The organism is Nonomuraea sp. NEAU-A123, assembly GCF_018603905.1.
Taxonomy (GTDB): domain Bacteria; phylum Actinomycetota; class Actinomycetes; order Streptosporangiales; family Streptosporangiaceae; genus Nonomuraea.
Genome location: NZ_JAHFZZ010000003.1, coordinates 550,845 through 571,140 on the forward strand (window position 1 = coordinate 550,845; position 20,296 = coordinate 571,140).

Genomic DNA, 20,296 nt, shown 5'->3' on the forward strand with positions numbered 1-20,296 from the left:
ACCATTCCACCCCAGCGCCGGTACGGTTGGACAGCGTGTGCGATCAGCGGAGGAGAACTAATGAGCGATCTGGGCCACGTGCTCGTGCTGGCCGGGGGACTCTCCTATGAGCGGGAGGTGTCCCTGCGCTCGGGTCGCCGGGTGAGCGAGGTGCTGCGGGCGGTGGGCATCGACGTGGAGGCCCGCGACACTGACGCGTCCCTCGTGCCGTACATCCTGGCCGATCCTCCGGACGCGGTCTTCGTCACGCTGCACGGCGGCGCGGGCGAGGACGGCGCCATCCGTTCCATCCTCGAACTCCTGAACGTCCCTTACGTCGGCGCCGACCCCGACGCATGCCGGGTCGCCTTCGACAAGCCCACCGCCAAAGCGGTCGTGCGCTCGGTCGGCCTGCGCACCCCCGCGTCGGTCACCCTGCCCAAGGAGACCTTCCACGACCTCGGCGCCACCGCCGTCCTGGGCCGCATCGTGGAGCATCTCGGCCTCCCCCTGTTCGTCAAGCCCGCCCGCGGCGGCTCTGCCCTGGGCGCCTCGATCGTCCGCACCGCCGAAGAGCTACCCGCCGCGATGGTCGGCTGTTTCGCGTACGGCGACACGGCGCTGATCGAGCGTTACGTGGAGGGCGTCGAAGTAGCGGTCTCGGTGGTCGACCTGGGCAACGGCCCGATCGCCCTGCCTGCCGTCGAAATCGTCCCGGACGAGGGCGTCTACGATTACGCGGCCCGCTACACCGCCGGCCACACCGAGTTCTTCGCTCCGGCCCGCCTGTCCGCCAAGGCAGCGGCCGCCTGCGCCGAAACCGCCGTCACGGCTCACACCGCCCTGGGCCTCCGCGACATCTCCCGCACAGACCTCATCGTCGACGCCTCGGACGAGGCCCACTTCCTGGAGGTCAACGTGGCTCCCGGGATGACGGAGACATCCCTGCTGCCGATGGCGGCGGAGGCAGCGGGCCAGGACCTTGGCGACCTCTGTCGGACCCTGCTCCAGAACGCGGCGTCCCGCTTCCAGGCTTAACCACATCCCCAGAGCGCCGATCCCAGCTCGCCTTCATACGTCTTTTCCATACGTCTTTCGTACGTCCAGTTTTGTACGTCCGGTGCCGCCCTCACCTCGCCGTCGCACGCCTAGGCTCTCCCCCGGGAACGGCCGTACCCGGTTCCGCCCTCACACGCCTTCGCCACGTCGGGCTGGCACTGGGGCGCCCGCTGGCGCTGCCAGACACTCCTATAGCTCCCCTCAGCAACCCCGTTACCGGCCCCACCTCTCCTTCACACGCCCAGGCGCTCCCCTATCTCCCTTCGGCAATCCCGGCGCGACCCCACTCCGCCTTCACACGCCGAGCGGAGACCTTCCCTTGCCTTCAATCCCATTGCCTTGCCTTGTATCCCAGATGCGACCCTGCCCCCTTCTCCTCCAGCGTCGAGCTTCTGCTCGGCTTCGTACCCTTCGCTCCGCCCCCTGCCTTCGCCTTACGACCAGGCGCTCTCCTACCTCTCCTCGGCATTCCCAGCACGACCCCCGCTTCGCTACACAACCCCAGCACCGGCCGCGCCTTGCCCTTCCTTCTTCCCCCGCATATCTCCGTCCTCAGTCCCATCGCCGCCCCTGGTCCAATTTCTCAGGCCACGCCTTCCTCGCCTTCCTCCTCCTCGCCTTCCTCTTCCTCGCCTCTCACGACCGCTCGCCACACCAGCTCGCGCCCAGCGACCGACGTGATCATTCCGTCTCCCCCAGCCCACTCCCGCGCGCCGCATTTTCTCCCCACCCCGCGTGACCCACCCCGCGTGACCCGCTCTCTCAGCCAACCCCGAGCGGACTCGCACTTTCGACGCACCGCGCGGCCCTCATCGCCGACCCACCGCCGGTCCCCCACAACAGCGAGCATCACCACGAACCTGGTGGGGAGCCGAGCCGAGCCAGAAGCCGCTGCCCCCCAGCCATGTATGGATGGCTAGCACCCGGCCCGCCCTCCCCCTCCCCCCTTCCTTCTCTAACGCCTGAAATAGCCTGACTATGTGCTGACCGATTCGACCTACCCCAAGAGCTTCGCCAGCGACAACCACGCAGGCGTCCACCCCACCATCCTCGAAGCCATGACGGCGGCGAACCACGGGGACGCACCCGCCTACGGCGGCGATCGCTGGACATCGACCTTCGAGCACCACATCAAAGACACCTTCGGCCCCAAGGCGGAAGGCTTCGCCGTCCTGAACGGCGCCGGCGCCAACATGGTCGGCCTCGCCCCCATGCTCGGCCGCTACGACGCCATCGTCTGCGCCGACACCGCCCACATCGCCACCCACGAAACAGGCGCGGCAGAGCGACTACTGGGCACGAAGCTCCTGACAACCCCCACAGCCGACGGCAAGCTACGCCCCGAAGACATCACCGCACGCCTCGGCACCCTGGGCAGCCACCACGACCCCCAGCCCCGTGTGGTCTCCATCTCCCAAGTCACCGAACTCGGCACCTGCTACTCCCCCGACGAAATCGCCGCCCTCGCCGACACGGCACACGCCGCCGGCCTACTCCTCCACATGGACGGCGCCAGACTGGCAAACGCCGCCGCCCACCTGAACACCACCCTCGGCGCGATCACCACAGAAGTCGGCGTGGACATCTTCAGCTTCGGCGGCACAAAGAACGGCGCCCTAGCGGCTGAAGCGGTAATAGTCCTCTCCCCTTCCCTCGCCCACGCCATCCCCTTCCTCCGCCGCCAGTCCCTCCAACTAGCCTCCAAAATGCGCTTCATCTCCGCCCAACTCTCCGCCCTCCTCACCCACGACCTCTGGCGCCACAACGCAACCCACGCCAACCACATGGCCACCCGCCTCGCCAACGGCATCGCCGACCTCCCCGGCATCACCATCGCCTACCCCGTCCAATCGAACGCCGTCTTCGCCACCCTCCCCAAGCCAGCCACCGCCGCCCTCCTCAACCGCTACCTGTTCCACCACTGGGACGAGGCCGCAGGCATCGTCCGCTGGATGACCGCCTTCGACACCACCCCGGACCACGTAGACGACTTCCTCGACGACATCCGCAAATCCCTCGTCACTCTCTGACCCCCGGCTGGCTCTTCTCCAAAGCTCCCAACTCATCCGCTCCGCTAGGCGCCCGACTCCCGGTTTCACGTGAAACATCGCCGCAGACCCCAGCCAACGAGCCCGCCAACGCCTCTGTTTCACGTGAAACCACCCACCCCCCACCCCAACAAGATCGTCGCCCCCAAGTTCCACCGACACCACACACGCCAACGGCGCTCGCATCTCACCCCCACCTGCACCCGTGCCCTGCACCACCGCACCCGCCAAGCCACGCTCCGCCACGCTGACCCACGCCAGCTTCGGGACAGTCATGCTTCGAACCCCCCGCACAGCTCACTCGCTCGCTGGTACTCACCCCCGCCATGTTCGGGACAATCACGCTTCGAGCCCCCACGCACAACTCAGTCACCCGCAGCCCTCGCCTCATCGCGCCCCGCCGCCCCGGCCCGCCCCGTTCCGCTCCGCCGCTCCGCCGCTTTGCCGTGCCGTGCCGTGCCTCGCCTAGCCCTTCCGCTCCGGCCCGCACCGCTCCGCCTTTCCGCGGCGCGTCGCCGCACCGCCGCACCGCCGCACCGCCCCGCCCCGCCGCACGCCCCGTTCCGCCTTCCCGCGCCGGCCCCCCGTTCCGCTCCGCCGCTCCGCCGTGCCTCGCCTAGCCCTTCCGCTCCGGCCCGCACCGCTCCGCCTTTCCGCGCCGCGTCGCCGCGCGGCCAATCCGCTCCGCCGCTCCGCCGTGCCCCGTCTCGTCTCGTCTCGTCTCGTCAGCCCAACCCCACCCCGCTCGGAGCTAATACGCCTTGAGCCCCGGCGCGCTCAGCCGCCACCGCGGCTGCGCTCAGCGCCCCGCACACCTCGCCCCACCCCGGAGTTCCGCCACACCTGCCATGCGATGAAGCGTCCGTGTTCGCGACCGCCCCGTTCGTCGTTCGTGACTGGCCTTGTGGTTCGTCGCTCAGCGCTGGCCGTTAGCGACTGGCGACTGGCACGAAATGGGGCACGGCCCGGGCCTACTGCAAGGCGCCGCATACGCGGGTGACTTAGAAGCGGAGCGGACGTCTGAGATGCGAGGCACATCGTGAAGAGGAGGAGGGAGCGAGACACGGCATGTGGCGCCAGGTGGCGCAAACAGACCAGGTGGCGCAAACAGAAAGGAACTGATGGCGGGCAGGAGCGGCGCGGCTGGGGTGACGCGATGCCAATGGTGTGATGCCTTTGGCACCGCGCAGACGGCGCCGTGCAGACGCGCGATGCCGATGGTGCGATGCGGACGACGCGGCGCAGGAAACCCAGCGCCGCGCAGAACACCGTGTCCTGTGCGGAATGCAGCGGAGACAGAAGAGGCGAAGCATAGGCAATGTGGGTCGCGGGGGGCAGTACTCCGCCCAGCCCTGCCTCGCCAGGCCCGGCCCACGCGGCCCCGGCCCACGCGGCGCGGGAAGCACGGCGCGGGAAGAGACAGAGGGGAGGCAGCGCGGACGGTGCGCTCCGGACGGCGTGGTTCGGTTCCGGCGGCGTGGTTCGGTTCGATACCGAGAGACGCGGCGCGGTTCCGAATCGCGGTGCGGTGCGGAGCGGTGCGGAGAGACGAGGTGGCGGCAGAAAGGGTGGAGCTGTGGCGGGGGTGTAGCGGTGTTCATGGGACGTGGCAGTGCTGGCGGACGGAGAGGAGAAGCTGCGAGTGTTTCACGTGAAACACGGGCTATTTGGCGAACAGCCCTAGGCGGCGCGGGGCTTGCTGGCCGATGGTTTCACGTGAAACAGGGGTCAGTCTTCGGCGTCCTTCATGGCGCGGACCGCCTCGGGGGCCATGGTGCCGATGATGCGCTCAAGGTCGTCGATCGTCGCGAACTCCACCACGATGCGTCCCTTCCGACGACCGAGGTCGACCTTCACCTTGGTCTCGAAGTGGTCGGAGAGGCGGTCTGCGAGGTGGAGGAGGCCGGGCGCCGACGGCTTGTTGGGCTGGCGTTCGCGGGTGGCCTTGGGGGCCGCCTTCGAGCTGCCGAGGGAGACGATCTCTTCGACGGCCCTGACCGAGAGGAGTTCGGCGACGATTCGCTTGGCCAGTTGGATCTGCTCTTCCGGGCTGTCGAGGCTGAGGAGAGCACGGGCATGGCCGGCGCTGACGGTGCCGGCGGCGACGCGGAGCTGGACCTCCGGCGGGAGGTTGAGCAAGCGCAGGGTGTTGGTGATGTGGGAACGAGAGCGGCCGACCTTCTGGGCGAGCTGTTCGTGCGTCGTCCGGAAGTCGTCGAGAAGCTGCTGGTATGCGGCGGCTTCTTCCAAGGCGTTGAGTTGCTCGCGCTGGAGGTTTTCGATCAGGGCGTCTCTGAGAAGTTCGTCGTCCTGGGTGTTGCGGACGATCGCGGGGATCGGGTCGAGCTCGGCCAGTTGGCAGGCGCGCCAGCGGCGCTCTCCCATGATCAGCTCGTACTGGCCGCCGCCCACCGAGCGTACGACGATTGGTTGGAGCAGGCCGACTTCGCGGATGGACGCGGACAATTCATTGAGGCGGTCGTCGTCGAAGACGTCGCGGGGCTGGCGCGGGTTGGGAATGATCGCGCTGAGGGCGATCTCCCTGAAGTACGCTCCGGCAATTGGCCTCGGGCCGGTCTCCCCCGTTGCTCCATTCGCAGGGGCGACTGTCCCCGTGCCGTCAACGATGGGACCGGTCGGGATGAGTGCCCCGAGCCCCTTGCCCAATCCCCGCCGCTGCTGACTCACTGCGTCTCCTCATCCACCGGGCCGATTCCGGTCACTCCAGGAGAGGTTACCGTCGTCAACGCAACGGGGTGCCCGCTCGCCACGCGCGGTTCCTCCGGATTTACACCGCCACAAGCTCACGCGTACACATCCGACCAGGCATGCCCTCTGCAGGCCTACCCAATGAGTGTGACCGCGAAGACGACTGTTCAAAAGGATCCCGGCAGGATCCCGGCCTTGGAGTGATGGGTGGTCGGGGCGGGGGAATCGGTGCGTGTGTGCTCGCGGGTGCTGTACTCCATGAATGCGCCGTGCGCTCCCTGGGCGTGTCGGAGCCTTGCCACTAGCGTGGTGAGGCGCCCCACGAGTGTGCGTACGCCACGAGTGTGCCGGACCGCTCCCCCGCTGTGGCCACACGCTCGACGCGCGTGCAGTGCGTGCCCCAGGGCGTCGCGAGCACCTCGAGGCCAAGGGCGTGTGCTTCGCAAACGCGCTGCAGGCATCCTGGGGGTCGGCGGCGGCGTGGACGCGGCCTGGGCACAGCCGGGACACCTGGGTCTTAAAGACACCGAATTGTCATGGTGATCGAAGTGCCGTGAGTGACCGAGGCGCCGTGGGTAAGCGAAGCGCCGTGGGTAAGCGAAGCGCCGTGGCTGGCCGAGGCGCCGTGGGTAAGCGAAGTTCCCTGAGTAAACGAGGATCAAGCGATCTTGGGGACGTGGGCGGCGAGGAGTGATGAGGGCAGAGGCATTCGAGGATGCCCAGCAACCGCCGATGGCGACATGCCAGCGGTTACACGCCAATGGCACACGCCGGTAGGACTGCCAGCCGGACCGCCGGTAGAAGCGGTCCGTGGTCCGTCCGCGGAAGACGGTCCGTACGCCGTCCTACGGTAGACGGTCGGAAGCCGTTTCGTGGAAGGCGATCCGGCAGCCGTTCGTGGGAGGTGCTCCATGGAACTCGAGCCGTGGGTCGTCCGTGCGGCAGTCTGAGGGCGTCAGCGGAGGGGAAGCAGTCAGTCTGTGGGTCGTCTTTAGTGCAAGCTGTGCGGGCGGGGTCCGGGGCTGTCTTGAGAAGGCGAGCCGGGGGGCAATTTGTGACGGCCGTCCGGGGAGTGAGAGCCATCCGTGAGCGTCCGTACGCGGAAACCGTCCACACGCGGAAGCCGTCCGTGGGACCCCGCCAGTCGGAAACAAGCTGTGGACATGGTCCGTGGAGCCGACTGCCGCACCCTGCCGTACGAGGTTCGTGCGGCCGTAAAAGATCAGCCGTACGGCACGGCGGAAGGTCAGGCGTTGGCGCGGTGGGCTATTTCTCGGGCGGCGTCCATGTAGGCCATCGCGCCGCTGGAGCCGGGGTCGTACGTCATGACCGACTGACCGTAGCTGGGGGCCTCCGAGAGACGGACGCTGCGTGGGATGACCGTGCTGAGGACGGTTTCGCCGAAGTGGGCGCGGACCTCGTCGGCAACCTGGGACGCAAGCCGGGTGCGGCCGTCGTACATGGTGAGGACGATCGTCGACAGGCTGAGCGTGGGGTTCAGGTGCGCCTTGATGAGGTCGACGTTCCGGAGGAGCTGGCCCAGGCCCTCCAGCGCGTAGTACTCGCACTGGATGGGGATCATGACCTCTTCGGCGGCCACCAGGGCGTTGACGGTCAGGAGGCCGAGCGACGGCGGGCAGTCGATGATGATGTAGTCGAGCTCGATCGCCTCGAAGGCCGCCAGTGCGCGCCGGAGGCGGGCTTCACGGGCGACGAGTGAGACGAGCTCGATCTCGGCGCCGGCGAGGTCGATGGTGGCGGGCGCGCAGTAGAGGCCCGGCATGTCCGGCACTTCCTTGACGATGTCGGCCATCGGCAGGTCGTCGACGAGCACCTGATAGACGTCCGGAACATCGCCACGGTGCTCGGTGGCCAGCGCCGTCGAGGCGTTGCCCTGGGGGTCGAGGTCGACGACGAGGACGCGCTGGCCGTGCATGGAGAGCGCGGCGGCAATGTTGACCGAGGTTGTGGTCTTGCCGACGCCGCCCTTCTGGTTTGCCACCGCGATCACCCGGCACTTGGGCGGCCTGGGCCAGGCACCGTCGCCTCCCCCGGGCGCTTCGCCTGACTTGGCGGCGGCCGTTTGGGTGGCAGATGTTTCACGTGAAACCACTGAGCTGAGCGCCTCTCGTACCAACGGCGAATCACCGGGGTTTAGGGGGGTCTGGGTCACGTTGGCCATCCTTTCAACCAGTGGCAGGCCGGTGCCAGGAATTGGCTGTCGCGACACGCCCATTTCGGGCCAGCCAACCCCGCTGGGACTCTCGGACAGAGGGCTGTCCGGCCAGCCAAGACCGCTTGATGCGATTGGCATGACCGTCACCTCCTTTGTCGCCGCCTACCGGACTCCGGCGCACGACCCGCTACCACCCGAACCAATGTTGCAGGCGGCTCGACCTTACCGCGCCCGACGGTCACAAGCTCGGCTGTCCTCGCCCCACAGGCCCGCAATTGGGGCTCCGCCTCGGCAAGTTCTTCCGCGGCGCGCTCCCCCTTCATGGCAATCAACTCGCCGCCTTCGCGAAGGAGTGGCATGGCCCACTTCAGCAGCCGGTCAAGGGGTGCGACCGCACGGGCGCTGGCGACGTCGAACTCACGTTTGCCTGCCAGTTCTTCCGCCCGACCGCGCAACACCTCGACGTTGTCCAGTTTGAGTGCTTTGACGCACTCCTCCAGGAAGACGGTACGGCGAAGCAGCGGCTCCAGCAGGGTCACCGTGATGTCCGGCCGGACGATCGCCAGCACGAGGCCCGGCAAGCCGGCGCCCGAGCCGATGTCGACCAGCCGCACCTCCGGCGGGACGGCCTCGGCGACGACGGCGCAGTTGAGCAGGTGGCGATCCCAGATCCGTGAGACCTCGCGCGGGCCCAGCAGCCCGCGTACCACCCCGGGGCCGGCCAGGAGCTCGGCGAACGCCTCTGCGCGGTCCCAGGCATCGCCCGTGAAGACCTCTCGCGCCACAGCGGGCGGAGACGGCAGCTCACGCGCTTCGTCGGGCGGAGGCGGCAGCTCATCGGTCACTGGTTGGTGGCCCTTCCTTGGGGGTTATGGGCGGGTGGCGCGCCGGGCGGTGGTCTCTACCCAAGGCTAGGCGTGCGATCACTTTGGAAGACTAGCGGGGCGGCCTGAATGAGGTCCGCGCGCCACACTCTGCACCTCGAGTTCCACCTTGTACGGGGATGCCCCACTCATCAGCTCAGACGCCCCCCATCCGGTGGGAGCGCTCCAAAAGACAGAAGCCCCGCACACGGACCGGCCGCCATCCCCCGAGTGCGGGGACGGCGGCCGGTCGGCGTGCGTGCGTGCGAAGGGCGGCGGGTCAGGCCGGAAGTACCACCACGTACCGGTGCGGTTCCTCCCCCTCGGACTCGCTCCGGAGCCCGGCGGCGGCTACTGCGTCGTGGACGATCTTGCGCTCGAAGGGGGTCATGGCGTGCAGCGCCTTGGGCTCCCCCTTCTCCTTGACCTCGTTGGCGATCTCGGTGCCGAGCTTGGTGAGCTCGGTGCGCCGCCGCTCCCGGTAGCCGGCGACGTCGAGCATCAGCCGGGACCGCTCCCCCGTCTGCCGGTGGACGGCCAGGCGGGTCAGCTCCTGGAGCGCCTCCAGGACCTCGCCCTCGGGCCCGACAAGGCCGCTGCCCTTGACGCCGACGACCGAGACCAGCGCGCGGTCGCCTTCGACGTCCATGTCGATGTCGCCGTCGATGTCGGCGATATCCAGGAGGCCTTCGACGTAGTCTGCCGCGATCTCGCCTTCCTGCTCGAGCGCGTTGAGATCAGGAGTCTTCTCCTGCTCGGCCTCGGTCATGGCCGGCCTCTCCTTCGTGTTCACGACTTCTTGCTGCCGGTGCGCTTGCTGCGGGACTGGCGACTGGGCTGCTGCCGAATGATCTTAGGCTCCGGCGGCGCGGGAGGCACGTCCTCTTCCGGAGTGGCGGTCGTCTTGCGGAATTTGGCGAGCAAGCCGGTCTTCGGCTCGATCGGCACCGGGTTGCCCTTGGCGTCGAACTGCGGCATCGGGTGCCGGCTGTAGAACCAGTGCTGCTGGCCGAGCGTCCACAGGTTCGTGGTGACCCAGTACATGATCAGGCCCAGCGGGAAGTTCAGGCTGAAGAAGGCGAACAGCGGAGAGATGTACATCAGGATCTTCTGCTGCTGCGCCATGGGGTTGTCCGGCATCTGGGCCATGGAGCGCGTGACGCTCTGCCGGACGGTGAGGAACGTGGTCAGCGAGCTGATCGCCACGAAGACACCCAGCACGATCTTCGTCGTGACGACGGTGGCCCCGAAACCTTCGACCTGGGCCTGCGACATCCAGAAGCTGGCCGGGAGCGGCGCGCCGAAGATGTGCGCGGATCGGGCGCTGTCGACCAGCTGCTGCGTCATGCCGTAAACCGGGCGGCCGTCGGCCATGGCCCGCAGCACGGTGAACATCGAGATGAAGATGGGGAACTGCGCGACCACGGGCAGACAGCCACCGAGCGGATTGGCGCCCGCTCCCTGGTAGACCGCCATGACTTCCTGGTTCATGCGCTGTTTGTCGTTCTTATAGCGCTTGCGGAGCTCCGCCACCTTGGGGGCGAGTTCCTGCATCTTGCGCGACGAGCGCATCTGCTTCAGGAAGAGCGGGAAGATCAGGACCCGCATGAACACGGTCAGCGTGATGATGGTCAGGGCCCATGTCAGCCCGCTGTCCGGGTTGAGGAATGTGCTGTATCCCTGATGGATCCAGATGATGACATGGGCTACGGCTTCATAGAGCCAGCTCAGCCAGGACAGCTCCACCGAGCTATCTCCCTTGCGTTTCGTGGGACCGAACCGGGCGTGGGGGCACCGGGTCTATACCTCCGGGATGGAATGGGTGGCACCGCCCGATGCGCCGGACAGTCAGCCATGTGCCGCGCAATGCACCATGTACGGCTATCGCTTCGAGCCCGTAAGCACTGCACGACGGATAGAAACGACAACGCGGACCGAGCATCGGACCGATGAAGGCCCGGTAGAACCGGATCGGGATGATCAACGCCCGAGCGGCGAGGCTCGGCATCCCTTGCGGCTGCTCGGTCATCTGTGTCCATCCATCGCGGACTCGCGCCGCCTGAGCAAACGATCCAACGCGAGGTCGAGCTCGGCGGCAAGGTGCTCGTATCGCGCTGACGCGGCCGGTGGATTGGCGCGTACCACCAGCAGGCTACCTCGCGGGAGCCGGTCGAGACGGTCCCGCATCAGGTGTCGGAGCCGCCGCTTGACCTTGTTCCGGACGGCGGCGCCGCCGACGGCTCGGCTCACCACGAAACCAACCAGAGGCGTCGAATCCCCAGAAATGCCGAGATGCACTACAAGAGTAGGACGGCCCGCGCGCTTGCCACGCTTGACGGCCGCCTCGAACTCCTCCCCGCGTCGCATGCGGGATTGACGGGAAAGCACCATATACGCCTATCGCCCGCCGGCGGACTTCACCGGCGGGCGGACTATCGGACGCGAGTCGATCAGGCCGACAGCGTTTCGCGGCCCTTACGGCGGCGAGCGGCCAGGATGGCGCGACCGGCCCGGGTGCGCATCCGCAGCCGGAAGCCGTGGGTCTTCGCGCGGCGACGGTTGTTCGGCTGGAAAGTACGCTTGCTCACGGGTGGGCTCCAGGCTTGAAGGTGCGCCGCAAGGGCGCTGATACACACATGGCTGGCTTGCCAAGAGAGCGAGGGCACGCGAAATAGCCGTCGCGTGACAAGCCGACCATGGCACGTTACGGGGCAAGCATGCCTCAGGTCAAACTGGCGACCGGCCCCGAACGAGTTATCCACTAATCCACATGCGGGTTTTCCACCGCCTCGGCCGCGTCCACAGTATGTGGACTCAGGTACCACTAGGCTGTGGACAACGCTTGTACACAGCTGTGCACAGGGCTAGTGTCGGCCCTTCCAGAGCCGCTCAGGGCCTGTGCACAACCTGTGGATCTCCTGTGGATAATCTGGGTGTCCAGCTCGGGCACCACGCTGTGGACGAAGGCGCCGGCCGCCCCGTGGGGCGGGAGCTCCATGTGGATAACCAACTGCGGTGGACAACCGGCGACGGCGCACCGACAACCGAGACGTACGTGCGCGAATCAACCAGCAACTCAGCCAGCAACGGACCGCGGCGGGCCAATGGCCGCAGCGGACAAGCGGGTAGACGATCGATCGCGGGGGGCCGCGAGAGGAAGGAGGGGTACCGCACATGAACGGTGTCGACCTCGGCACGGTATGGGCGAGCGCCCTGAGCAACTTCCTCAACGAGAACGTCCCCATACAGCAGCGCACCTGGCTGTCCATGGTGCGCCCGATCGCCCTGGCCGACGACACGATCGTGCTGGGCGTCCCCAACGACTTCCTCAAGGACCTCATCGAGGGCAAGCTGCGCCCCCTCGTGGCCCACGCGCTCTCCCAGGAGCTCGGCCGGGCCATGCGCCTGGCCGTGATGATCGACACGACGGCCCCGGCGCAGCCGATGCCGGACCTTCATCCACAGCCTGTGGCTCAAAATTATCCCCAGGGCCCGGACCACCAGCCACGTTATGCACAGCCCCCATCGGTGCAGCACTACCAGGCTTCCGAGCCTCCGCAGTTCTATTCTCCACAGCCGGACGCGGCCCAGATATCCACCGAATATCCACAGCCCACGTTCTCTTTTGAACAGACGCAGTCCCCTGTGGAGAAACTGCCGGAGCCGACGCAGAACCGCTGGGAAGCGAAGAGCAACAAGCCCAGCGAACCCGCCCGGCTCAACCAGAAGTACACCTTCGAGACATTCGTCATCGGGGCCAGCAACCGATTCGCTCACGCGGCCGCGGTGGCCGTAGCCGAATCCCCCGCAAAGGCGTACAACCCACTCTTCATTTACGGCGACTCCGGCCTGGGGAAGACCCACCTCCTGCACGCGATCGGGCATTACGCCCAGAGCCTGTACGACGGCGCGCGGGTGAGGTACGTGAGCTCCGAGGAGTTCACCAACGACTTCATCAACAGCATCCGCGACCACAAGGCCGACGGCTTCCGCGGCCGCTATCGGGCGATCGACATCCTGCTCGTGGACGACATCCAGTTCCTGGAGGGCAAGGAGCAGACGCAGGAGGAGTTCTTCCACACGTTCAACACCCTCCACAACGCCAACAAGCAGATCGTGATCTCCAGCGACCGGGCGCCGAAGCAGCTGATCACGCTGGAGGACCGGCTGCGCAACCGGTTCGAGTGGGGCCTGATCACCGACGTCCAGCCCCCTGAGCTGGAGACCCGCATCGCGATCCTCCGGAAGAAGGCCATCCAGGAGGGCCTGGCCGCACCGCCCGAGGTCCTGGAGTACATCGCCAGCCGCATCTCCACCAACATCCGCGAGCTGGAGGGCGCCCTGATCAGGGTGACCGCGTTCGCCAGCCTCAACAGGCAGGGTGTGGACCTCCAACTGGCGGAGGTGGTGCTGAAGGACCTGATCACCTCGGACGGCGCGGGTGAGATCACGATCGCCACGATCATGGCCAAGACCGCCGAATACTTCGGCATCAGCATCGACGACCTGTGCGGCAGCTCGCGCAGCAGGGCTCTGGTCAACGCCCGGCAGATCGCGATGTACCTCGTCCGGGAGCTGACGGAGCTGTCGCTGCCGAAGATCGGACAGCAGTTCGGTGGCCGCGATCACACGACCGTCATGCACGCCGAGCGCAAGATCCGCTCGCTCATCGCGGAGCGCAGGTCGATGTACAACCAGGTCAACGAGCTAACAATGCGTATCAAACAGACGTCGCGCGGAGCCTGACCGTTATGCACAGCCTGTGGATAACACTGTGGATCAGCGGAAACGTCCGAACGCGGCGGCCGTACGCCCCATCTTCGCCTGAAAAATCCTGCACAGCGCCTGGGGATAAACCTGGGGACACCCTGAGGACAACTTGGGGACAACCTGGGGATGACTTGTGGACGGCCTGTGCACAGTCTTTTGAGGGTCCGCCGCGAGGCCGTTTACCCCGTGGACAACCTGTGGAAACCTCGTGGATAACCGGTGGATGAACGCACCATGATCTGGGGACGAGCTGTGGGCAACGAACGGCTATCCCCAGGCGGCGAAGTTTCCCCCAGGCGCCACCCACATCCTCCGTGGATGACGCCACGCATATTGACCAGGGGAAACGCTGGTTGTCCACACTATCCACAGCCCCTAGTGTGAAGACCACCTATCTCTCTTACTAAGAAACTCAAGACCCATAGAGGGGTTCTCCCGGAACTCGAGTGCGGGAGAGGCAACACTTGAATCAACGACGAACTCAGGAGGCTGATGACCGTGATGTTCCGAATCGAGCGAGACGTCCTCGCTGAGGCGGTGGCATGGACGGCACGCAGCCTTCCCGCGCGACCGTCAGTGCCGGTTCTCGCCGGAATGCGCATGGAGGTCACCGAGGACCAGCAGCTGAAGCTGTCGGGCTTCGACTACGAGGTCTCCGCCGAAGTGACCCTCGAGCTCCACACCGGTGAGGCCGGCGTCGCCCTGGTCTCCGGCAAGCTGCTCGCCGAGATCACCCGCGCGCTTCCCGCACAGCCTGTGGACTTCGTGGTGGAGGGGGCCAAGGCGGTCGTCACGTGTGGCAGCGCCCGGTTCACCCTGTTGACCATGCCTGTGGAGGACTACCCGTCGCTCCCGGCCATGCCGCCGGCCGCCGGCCGGGTGGGCAGCGACGTCTTCGCCGCCGCGGTCGGCCAGGTCGCCGTCGCCGCCGGCCGGGACGACACGCTGCCCATGCTCACCGGCGTACGGATGGAGATCGAGGGCGACACCGTCACCCTCGCCGCGACCGACCGCTACCGCCTGGCCGTACGCGAGCTGAAATGGCAGCCGGACCAGCCCGACTTCGCGGCGATCGCGATGATCCCCGGCAAGACGCTCGCCGACTCGGCCAAGGCGCTCGGCGCGACCGGCGCCGAGGTGGAGATCGCGCTCAGCGCGGCGGGCGGCACCGGAGAGGGCATGATCGGCTTCTCCAGCGCCGGACGGCGGACCACCACGCGGCTGCTCGACCCGGAGTTCCCCAAGTACCGTTCGCTGCTGCCGACGGAGTTCTCGGCGCGCGCCGACTTGTCCACAGCCGCGTTCGTCGAGGCGGTCAAGCGCGTGGCGCTGGTCGCCGAGCGCAACACGCCGGTACGTCTGGCGTTCAAGAGCGGCGAGGTCGTGCTGGAGGCGGGCAGCGGCGACGAGGCGCAGGCCGTCGAGGCGCTGCCCGTGGACTACGAGGGCGAGGAGATGAACATCGCCTTCAACCACCAGTTCCTGCTGGAGGGTCTGGGCGCGATCGACTCCGACGTCGCCCGGCTGCAGATGACCACGTCCACCAAACCCGCCATCCTCACCGGCGGCAAGCCTGTGGATGACAGCGGGGTTCCGGACTACCGCTACCTGATCATGCCGATCCGCCTGTCGAGCTGAAAATCCCATCGGGGATTATGGAGCTCTGACTAGGGGAGTTGGTACACCATGCAGATCGGGATGGTCGGACTTGGCAGGATGGGCGGCAACATGGCCGAAAGGCTGCGCCGCGGGGGTCACGAGGTCGTCGGTTACGACCACCATCGGGAGGCCAGCGACGTCGGCAGCCTGAAAGAGCTGGTCGACAGGCTGGAGGCGCCGCGCGCCGTCTGGGTCATGGTCCCGGCCGGCGCGCCCACCCAGCAGACGGTCGACGAGCTCGGCAAGCTCCTCTCCGAGGGCGACATCGTCATCGACGGTGGTAATTCCCACTATGTGGATGACCAGAAGCACGCCGCCGAGCTGGCCGAGAAGGGCATCCGGTTCGTCGACTGCGGCGTGAGCGGTGGCGTCTGGGGCCTGCAGAACGGCTACGCGCTGATGTGCGGCGGCGACGACACCGTCGTCCAGCACCTGATGCCGATCTTCGAGACGCTCAAGCCGGAAGGCGAGGACGGCTTCGTCCACGCGGGCGCGGTCGGCGCGGGCCACTTCGCCAAGATGGTCCACAACGGCATCGAGTACGGCATGATGCAGTCCTTCGCCGAGGGCTGGGAGCTCCTGGAAGCCTCCGACATCGTCACCGACGTCAAGGGCTGCTTCAGCAGCTGGCGCACCGGCACCGTGATCCGCTCCTGGCTGCTCGACCTGCTGGTTCGGGCACTCGACAGCGACGAGCACCTCGACGAGCTGCGCGGTTACGCACAGGACTCCGGCGAGGGGCGGTGGACCGTCCAGGCCGCGGTGGACCACGCCGTGCCGCTGCCGGTGATCACCGCCGCGCTGTACGCCAGGTTCGCCTCGCGCCAGGAGGACCCGCCCGCGATGAAGGTCGTCGCCGCGCTGCGCAACCAGTTCGGCGGCCACCCGATCGCCTCGGCGGAGGGCTCGGTGGGCATGGGCGCCGACTCCCCCGGCGCCGATGTGACACCGCCGAAAGTGCGGTGATCCCCCACCGGTTTTCCACAGGCGCAAGCCGGTGACCCCAGTGACGGGCGCGGCAGACTAACCTTCTTGGGGTGCACGTCGCCCACCTCTCGCTGACCGACTTCCGGTCCTACGCATCCGTGGAGCTCGGCCTGGAGCCGGGCGTCACGGCGTTCGTGGGGCCCAACGGCCAGGGCAAGACCAACCTGGTCGAAGCCCTCGGCTATGTCGCGACGCACTCCAGCCACCGGGTGGCCTCCGACGCGCCTCTCGTACGACAGGGCGCGAGCAGGGCGATCGTGCGCTGCGCCATTCAGCGGGACGACCGCCGGGCGCTGGTCGAGCTGGAGATCAATCCGGGGCGGGCCAACCGCGCGCGGCTCAACCGCTCCCCGGTGTCCAGGCCGCGTGACGTCATCGGCCTGCTGCGCACGGTGCTGTTCGCCCCCGAGGACCTGTCGATGGTCAAGGGCGACCCCTCTGAGCGGCGGCGATTCCTCGACGAGCTGCTGGTGAGCCGCACCCCGCGGTTCGCCGGCGTACGCGCCGACTACGACCGTGTGCTGAAGCAGCGTGGGGCGCTTCTCCGTGCGGCCTCGCAGGCCCGCAGAGGGGCCAGGAGCGCCCGAAGGGCCGAGAGTGACACCGGATTCTCGGCGGCGGGCGCCGGCGACGTCCTGAGCACTCTGGAGGTCTGGGACGCGCATCTGGCGCGGCACGGCGCGGAGCTCCTTCAGGCGCGGCTCGATCTCATCGACGCGCTGCGCCCGCTGGTCGCCGGAGCCTATGCCGCGCTCGCCCCCACGAGTGCCCCCGCGACCCTGGCCTATCGCAGCACTTTGTCCACAGGCACCGACGCGGCTGAGGACGAAATCCCCGGTGAGACGGGATCTTCCGATACACAGACGTTATCCACAGACTTGGGGAAAACCCTTGAAGAACGGCTCCGCGAGCGGCTATTGGAGGTCCGCGCGGCCGAGCTGGAGCGGGGTGTCACGCTCGTCGGCCCGCACCGCGACGACCTGATCCTCGGCCTTGGCGAGCTGCCCGCGCGCGGCTACGCCAGCCATGGCGAGTCGTGGTCGTTCGCCCTGGCGCTGCGCCTGGCCGCCTACGACCTGCTCCGCGCCGACGGCGGCGACCCGGTGCTGATACTCGACGACGTCTTCGCCGAGCTCGACAGTCAGCGCAGACGCCGTCTGTCCGAGATCGTCGCCCCCGCCGAGCAGGTGCTCATCACCGCGGCGGTGGACGACGACGTGCCCGCCGAGCTGATCGGGGGCAGGTTCGACGTAGCCGAGGGGAGCGTGAAGCGTGTCCGCTGAGGACAACCCCACCACCAGGGGCGCCGCGATGGCCAGGGAGAAGCTCGCCCAGGCCAAGGCCGACGCCGCCAAGCGCGGCCAGCTCCCCCGCCGCGAGCCCAGGCGCAAGGCGGGCCCGCGCAGGGACGCCGGCGATCCCCAGCTTTTCGGACGCGCGATCATGGACCTGCTCGCCGAGCGGGGCTGGGAGCGGTCGGCGGCCGTCGGCGGGGTGTTCGGCCGGTGGCCCGACATCGTCGGTCCCGATCTGGCCGCGCACACCAAACCGGACTCCTTCGAGGACGGGGAGGTGCTGATCATCGCCGACTCCACCGCGTGGGCGACCCAGGTGCGCCTGCTCGCGCGCACTCTCGTACGCCGGCTCAACGAGGAGCTCGGTCACGGCACGGTGACGAAGGTGAAGGTCAGAGGCCCGCAGAACGCACCGCGCACGTCCGGTGGCCTCAGAGTGACCGGCAGCAAGGGTCCCGGAGACACCTACGGCTGAGCCAAATCCGCGAGAAAACCCATCAGAGAGCCGCAGGCGCGATGACCCCCATTCCTGTGGGGGGATGCTTGAAGCGGGGGAAATCGAGCGACAGGCCGTTACAGGCGCGTTCAATGCCACCTTGGGCCCTCAGAGCCGGTAGAATGAAACTGGATTCCGGACACGTCCGTTTGCGTGTCACCCCCGGCACGTATACAGCGCCGATCCCCCTGGGTGACCATCGCAACGGGGCACTCACGACGGTGACGGGCACGGCAGGGGCAGCTAGCTTGGCAAGTGTCGCCTCCCCAGCCGCGTGTCCGCGGCAGGAGGATTTGGCACTTGTCCTACGACGCTAGCTCAATCACCGTACTCGAAGGGCTTGAGGCGGTTCGCAAGCGCCCGGGTATGTATATCGGTTCGACCGGTGAGCGCGGTCTGCACCACCTGGTCTACGAGATCGTCGACAACTCGGTGGACGAGGCCCTCGCGGGCCACGCCGACCTGATCGACGTCACACTGCTCGCCGACAACGGCGTGCGGGTCATCGACAACGGCCGTGGCATTCCGACCGGCATTCACCCGGTCGAGAAGCGTTCCGCCGTCGAGGTCGTGCTGACCACCCTGCACGCCGGCGGCAAGTTCGACAGCAAGTCGTACGCGGTCTCCGGCGGCCTGCACGGCGTCGGCTCGGCCGTCGTCAACGCGCTGTCCACCGCATTGGAGGTGGAGGTCAAGCAGAACGGCCACATCTTCCGGCAGCGTTACGAGCACTCCAGGCCCACCGCCCCCCTGGCGATGGACGGGGAGACCGCCGAGAGCGGCACCACGATCACGTTCTGGCCCGACGAGGACATCTTCGAGACCACCACCTGGAACTTCGAGACGCTCTCGCGTCGCTTCCAGGAGATGGCCTTCCTCAACAAGGGCCTCACGATCGTGCTGCGCGACGAGCGTCCCGACCACGTCAACGGCGAGTCCGTGAAGGTCGAATACTGCTACCAGGGCGGTCTGTCCGACTTCGTGACGCACCTCAACTCCAAGAAGGAGGCCGCGCACGCGTCGGTCATCGACTTCGAGGAGCACGGCGAGGGCGTCTCCGTCGAAATCGCCATGCAGTGGAACAACTCCTACAGCGAGTCCGTCTACACCTTCGCCAACACCATCAACACGGCGGAGGGCGGCACCCACGAAGAGGGCTTCCGCGCCGCGCTGACGTCGATCGTCAACCGCTACGCGCGCGAGCAGAAGTTCCTCAAGGAGGGCAAGGACGACAACCTCTCCGGCGAGGACGTCCGCGAGGGCCTGACCGCGATCGTCTCGATCAAGCTGGCCGACCCGCAGTTCGAGGGGCAGACCAAGACGAAGCTCGGCAACACCGAGGCCAAGTCGTTCGTCCAGAAGGCCTGCAACGACCACCTGCGCGCCTGGTTCGAGCGCAACCCCGGCGAGGCCAAGGACATCATCAACAAGTCGCTGCAGGCCGCCAGGGCCCGCCTCGCGGCTCGTCAGGCCCGCGACCTGACGCGGCGCAAGTCGCTGCTGGAGTCGGGCAGCGGCCTGCCGGGCAAGCTGGCCGACTGTCAGTGGAACGACCCGGACAAGTGCGAGCTGTTCATCGTCGAGGGCAACTCGGCCGGCGGCTCGGCAAAGGGCGGCCGTGACTCCCGCTTCCAGGCCATCCTGCCGATCCGCGGCAAGATTCTCAACGTCGAGAAGGCCCGGGTCGACAAGGTCCTGCAGAACACCGAGGTCCTGTCGCTGATCACGGCCATGGGCACCGGCGTGCACGACGAGTTCGACATCAGCAAGCTGCGCTACAACAAGCTGATCCTGATGGCCGACGCCGACGTCGACGGCCAGCACATCACCACGCTGCTGCTGACCCTGCTGTTCAGGTTCATGCGCCCGCTGATCGAGGGCGGTCACGTCTACCTGTCCCAGCCGCCCCTCTACAAGATCAAGTGGGACCGCAAGGGCGACGACGCTTCCTACGCCTACTCCGACCGCGAGCGCGACGCGATCATCGAGGACGGCATCGGCCGCGGCAAGCGCGACCCCCGCGGCCACGACGGCGTCCAGCGGTTCAAGGGTCTCGGCGAGATGAACGCCAACCAGCTGTGGGAAACCACCATGAACCCTGACAGTCGCATCCTCCTGCAGGCCACGCTCGACGACGCCGCTCAGGCCGACGAGATGTTCAGCGTGCTCATGGGTGAGGACGTCGAGGCGCGCAGGGCCTTCATCATCCGCAACGCGCGAGATGTCCGTTTCCTAGACGTGTAGCGCTCGGCCGT

The 20,296-nt window shown here is 67.4% G+C and carries 16 protein-coding genes; 8 read left to right on the forward strand and 8 right to left on the reverse strand.

The annotated features are described in order from the left end of the window. Positions 1–60: 60 nt before the first annotated feature. On the forward strand, positions 61–1,017 hold the full coding sequence (locus KLK06_RS10970) for a D-alanine--D-alanine ligase (RefSeq protein WP_214635248.1): 957 nt from the start codon (positions 61–63) through the stop codon (positions 1,015–1,017). 1,001 nt (positions 1,018–2,018) lie between these two features. After that, entirely contained in the window at positions 2,019–3,068 is a 1,050-nt protein-coding gene (locus KLK06_RS10975) for an aminotransferase class V-fold PLP-dependent enzyme (protein ID WP_214635249.1), read from the forward strand. Positions 3,069–4,814: 1,746 nt separating this feature from the next. Here the strand turns inward: KLK06_RS10975 and KLK06_RS10980 are convergent. The 8 genes from KLK06_RS10980 to rpmH form a co-directional block, all read right to left on the reverse strand. Next, positions 4,815–5,774, reverse strand: a complete 960-nt coding sequence (locus KLK06_RS10980) for a ParB/RepB/Spo0J family partition protein (RefSeq protein ID WP_214635250.1) — start codon at positions 5,772–5,774, stop codon at positions 4,815–4,817. Positions 5,775–7,041: 1,267 nt separating this feature from the next. Next, on the reverse strand, positions 7,042–7,977 hold the full coding sequence (locus tag KLK06_RS10985; RefSeq protein ID WP_214635251.1) for a ParA family protein: 936 nt from the start codon (positions 7,975–7,977) through the stop codon (positions 7,042–7,044). Positions 7,978–8,114: 137 nt separating this feature from the next. Further along, a complete protein-coding gene (rsmG, locus tag KLK06_RS10990) occupies positions 8,115–8,816 on the reverse strand; it encodes a 16S rRNA (guanine(527)-N(7))-methyltransferase RsmG (RefSeq protein WP_374197105.1) in 702 nt (233 codons plus the stop codon). Positions 8,817–9,114: 298 nt separating this feature from the next. Then, on the reverse strand, positions 9,115–9,603 hold the full coding sequence (locus KLK06_RS10995; RefSeq protein ID WP_214635516.1) for a R3H domain-containing nucleic acid-binding protein: 489 nt from the start codon (positions 9,601–9,603) through the stop codon (positions 9,115–9,117). A gap of 20 nt (positions 9,604–9,623) precedes the next feature. After that, the gene (gene yidC, locus KLK06_RS11000) at positions 9,624–10,580 is read right to left on the reverse strand and encodes a membrane protein insertase YidC (protein ID WP_214635252.1); all 957 of its coding nucleotides are present in this window, start codon (positions 10,578–10,580) and stop codon (positions 9,624–9,626) included. Between the two features lie 4 nt (positions 10,581–10,584). Next, entirely contained in the window at positions 10,585–10,842 is a 258-nt protein-coding gene (yidD, locus tag KLK06_RS11005; RefSeq protein ID WP_250905286.1) for a membrane protein insertion efficiency factor YidD, read from the reverse strand. Positions 10,843–10,859: 17 nt separating this feature from the next. Continuing rightward, positions 10,860–11,225: a ribonuclease P protein component gene (gene rnpA, locus KLK06_RS11010; RefSeq protein WP_284734947.1), complete on the reverse strand. Its 366-nt coding sequence runs from the start codon at positions 11,223–11,225 to the stop codon at positions 10,860–10,862. Positions 11,226–11,284: 59 nt separating this feature from the next. Beyond that, positions 11,285–11,422, reverse strand: a complete 138-nt coding sequence (rpmH, locus tag KLK06_RS11015; RefSeq protein ID WP_093172456.1) for a 50S ribosomal protein L34 — start codon at positions 11,420–11,422, stop codon at positions 11,285–11,287. Positions 11,423–12,008: 586 nt separating this feature from the next. Here rpmH and dnaA point away from each other — a divergent pair. The 6 genes from dnaA (at position 12,009) to gyrB (ending at position 20,285) form a co-directional block, all read left to right on the forward strand. After that, positions 12,009–13,580, forward strand: coding sequence for a chromosomal replication initiator protein DnaA (dnaA, locus tag KLK06_RS11020; RefSeq protein ID WP_214635254.1), 1,572 nt, complete (start codon positions 12,009–12,011; stop codon positions 13,578–13,580). Between the two features lie 522 nt (positions 13,581–14,102). After that, positions 14,103–15,242 carry a DNA polymerase III subunit beta gene (gene dnaN, locus KLK06_RS11025; RefSeq protein ID WP_214635518.1) on the forward strand — a complete coding sequence of 380 codons (1,140 nt, stop codon included), beginning with the start codon at positions 14,103–14,105 and terminating at the stop codon, positions 15,240–15,242. 48 nt (positions 15,243–15,290) lie between these two features. Then, positions 15,291–16,229 carry a phosphogluconate dehydrogenase (NAD(+)-dependent, decarboxylating) gene (gene gnd / locus KLK06_RS11030; protein ID WP_214635255.1) on the forward strand — a complete coding sequence of 313 codons (939 nt, stop codon included), beginning with the start codon at positions 15,291–15,293 and terminating at the stop codon, positions 16,227–16,229. A gap of 71 nt (positions 16,230–16,300) precedes the next feature. Continuing rightward, positions 16,301–17,533, forward strand: a complete 1,233-nt coding sequence (gene recF, locus KLK06_RS11035) for a DNA replication/repair protein RecF (protein WP_214635256.1) — start codon at positions 16,301–16,303, stop codon at positions 17,531–17,533. After that, entirely contained in the window at positions 17,523–18,020 is a 498-nt protein-coding gene (locus tag KLK06_RS11040) for a DciA family protein (RefSeq protein ID WP_308168189.1), read from the forward strand. Before recF ends, KLK06_RS11040 begins: the two co-directional genes overlap by 11 nt. Before the next feature lie 342 nt (positions 18,021–18,362). After that, the gene (gene gyrB, locus KLK06_RS11045) at positions 18,363–20,285 is read left to right on the forward strand and encodes a DNA topoisomerase (ATP-hydrolyzing) subunit B (RefSeq protein ID WP_374197108.1); all 1,923 of its coding nucleotides are present in this window, start codon (positions 18,363–18,365) and stop codon (positions 20,283–20,285) included. The last annotated feature ends 11 nt before the right edge of the window (positions 20,286–20,296 follow it).

What these genes read in the sequence shown, in the direction of transcription:
- gnd (WP_214635255.1), top strand. Translation starts at nt 15,291, where the DNA reads ATGCAGATCGGGATGGTCGGACTTGGCAGGATGGGCGGCAACATGGCC.
- yidD (WP_250905286.1), bottom strand. Translation starts at nt 10,842, where the DNA reads ATGCCGAGCCTCGCCGCTCGGGCGTTGATCATCCCGATCCGGTTCTAC.
- rnpA (WP_284734947.1), bottom strand. Translation starts at nt 11,225, where the DNA reads ATGGTGCTTTCCCGTCAATCCCGCATGCGACGCGGGGAGGAGTTCGAG.
- dnaA (WP_214635254.1), top strand. Translation starts at nt 12,009, where the DNA reads ATGAACGGTGTCGACCTCGGCACGGTATGGGCGAGCGCCCTGAGCAAC.
- KLK06_RS10985 (WP_214635251.1), bottom strand. Translation starts at nt 7,977, where the DNA reads ATGGCCAACGTGACCCAGACCCCCCTAAACCCCGGTGATTCGCCGTTG.
- KLK06_RS10970 (WP_214635248.1), top strand. Translation starts at nt 61, where the DNA reads ATGAGCGATCTGGGCCACGTGCTCGTGCTGGCCGGGGGACTCTCCTAT.
- KLK06_RS10995 (WP_214635516.1), bottom strand. Translation starts at nt 9,603, where the DNA reads ATGACCGAGGCCGAGCAGGAGAAGACTCCTGATCTCAACGCGCTCGAG.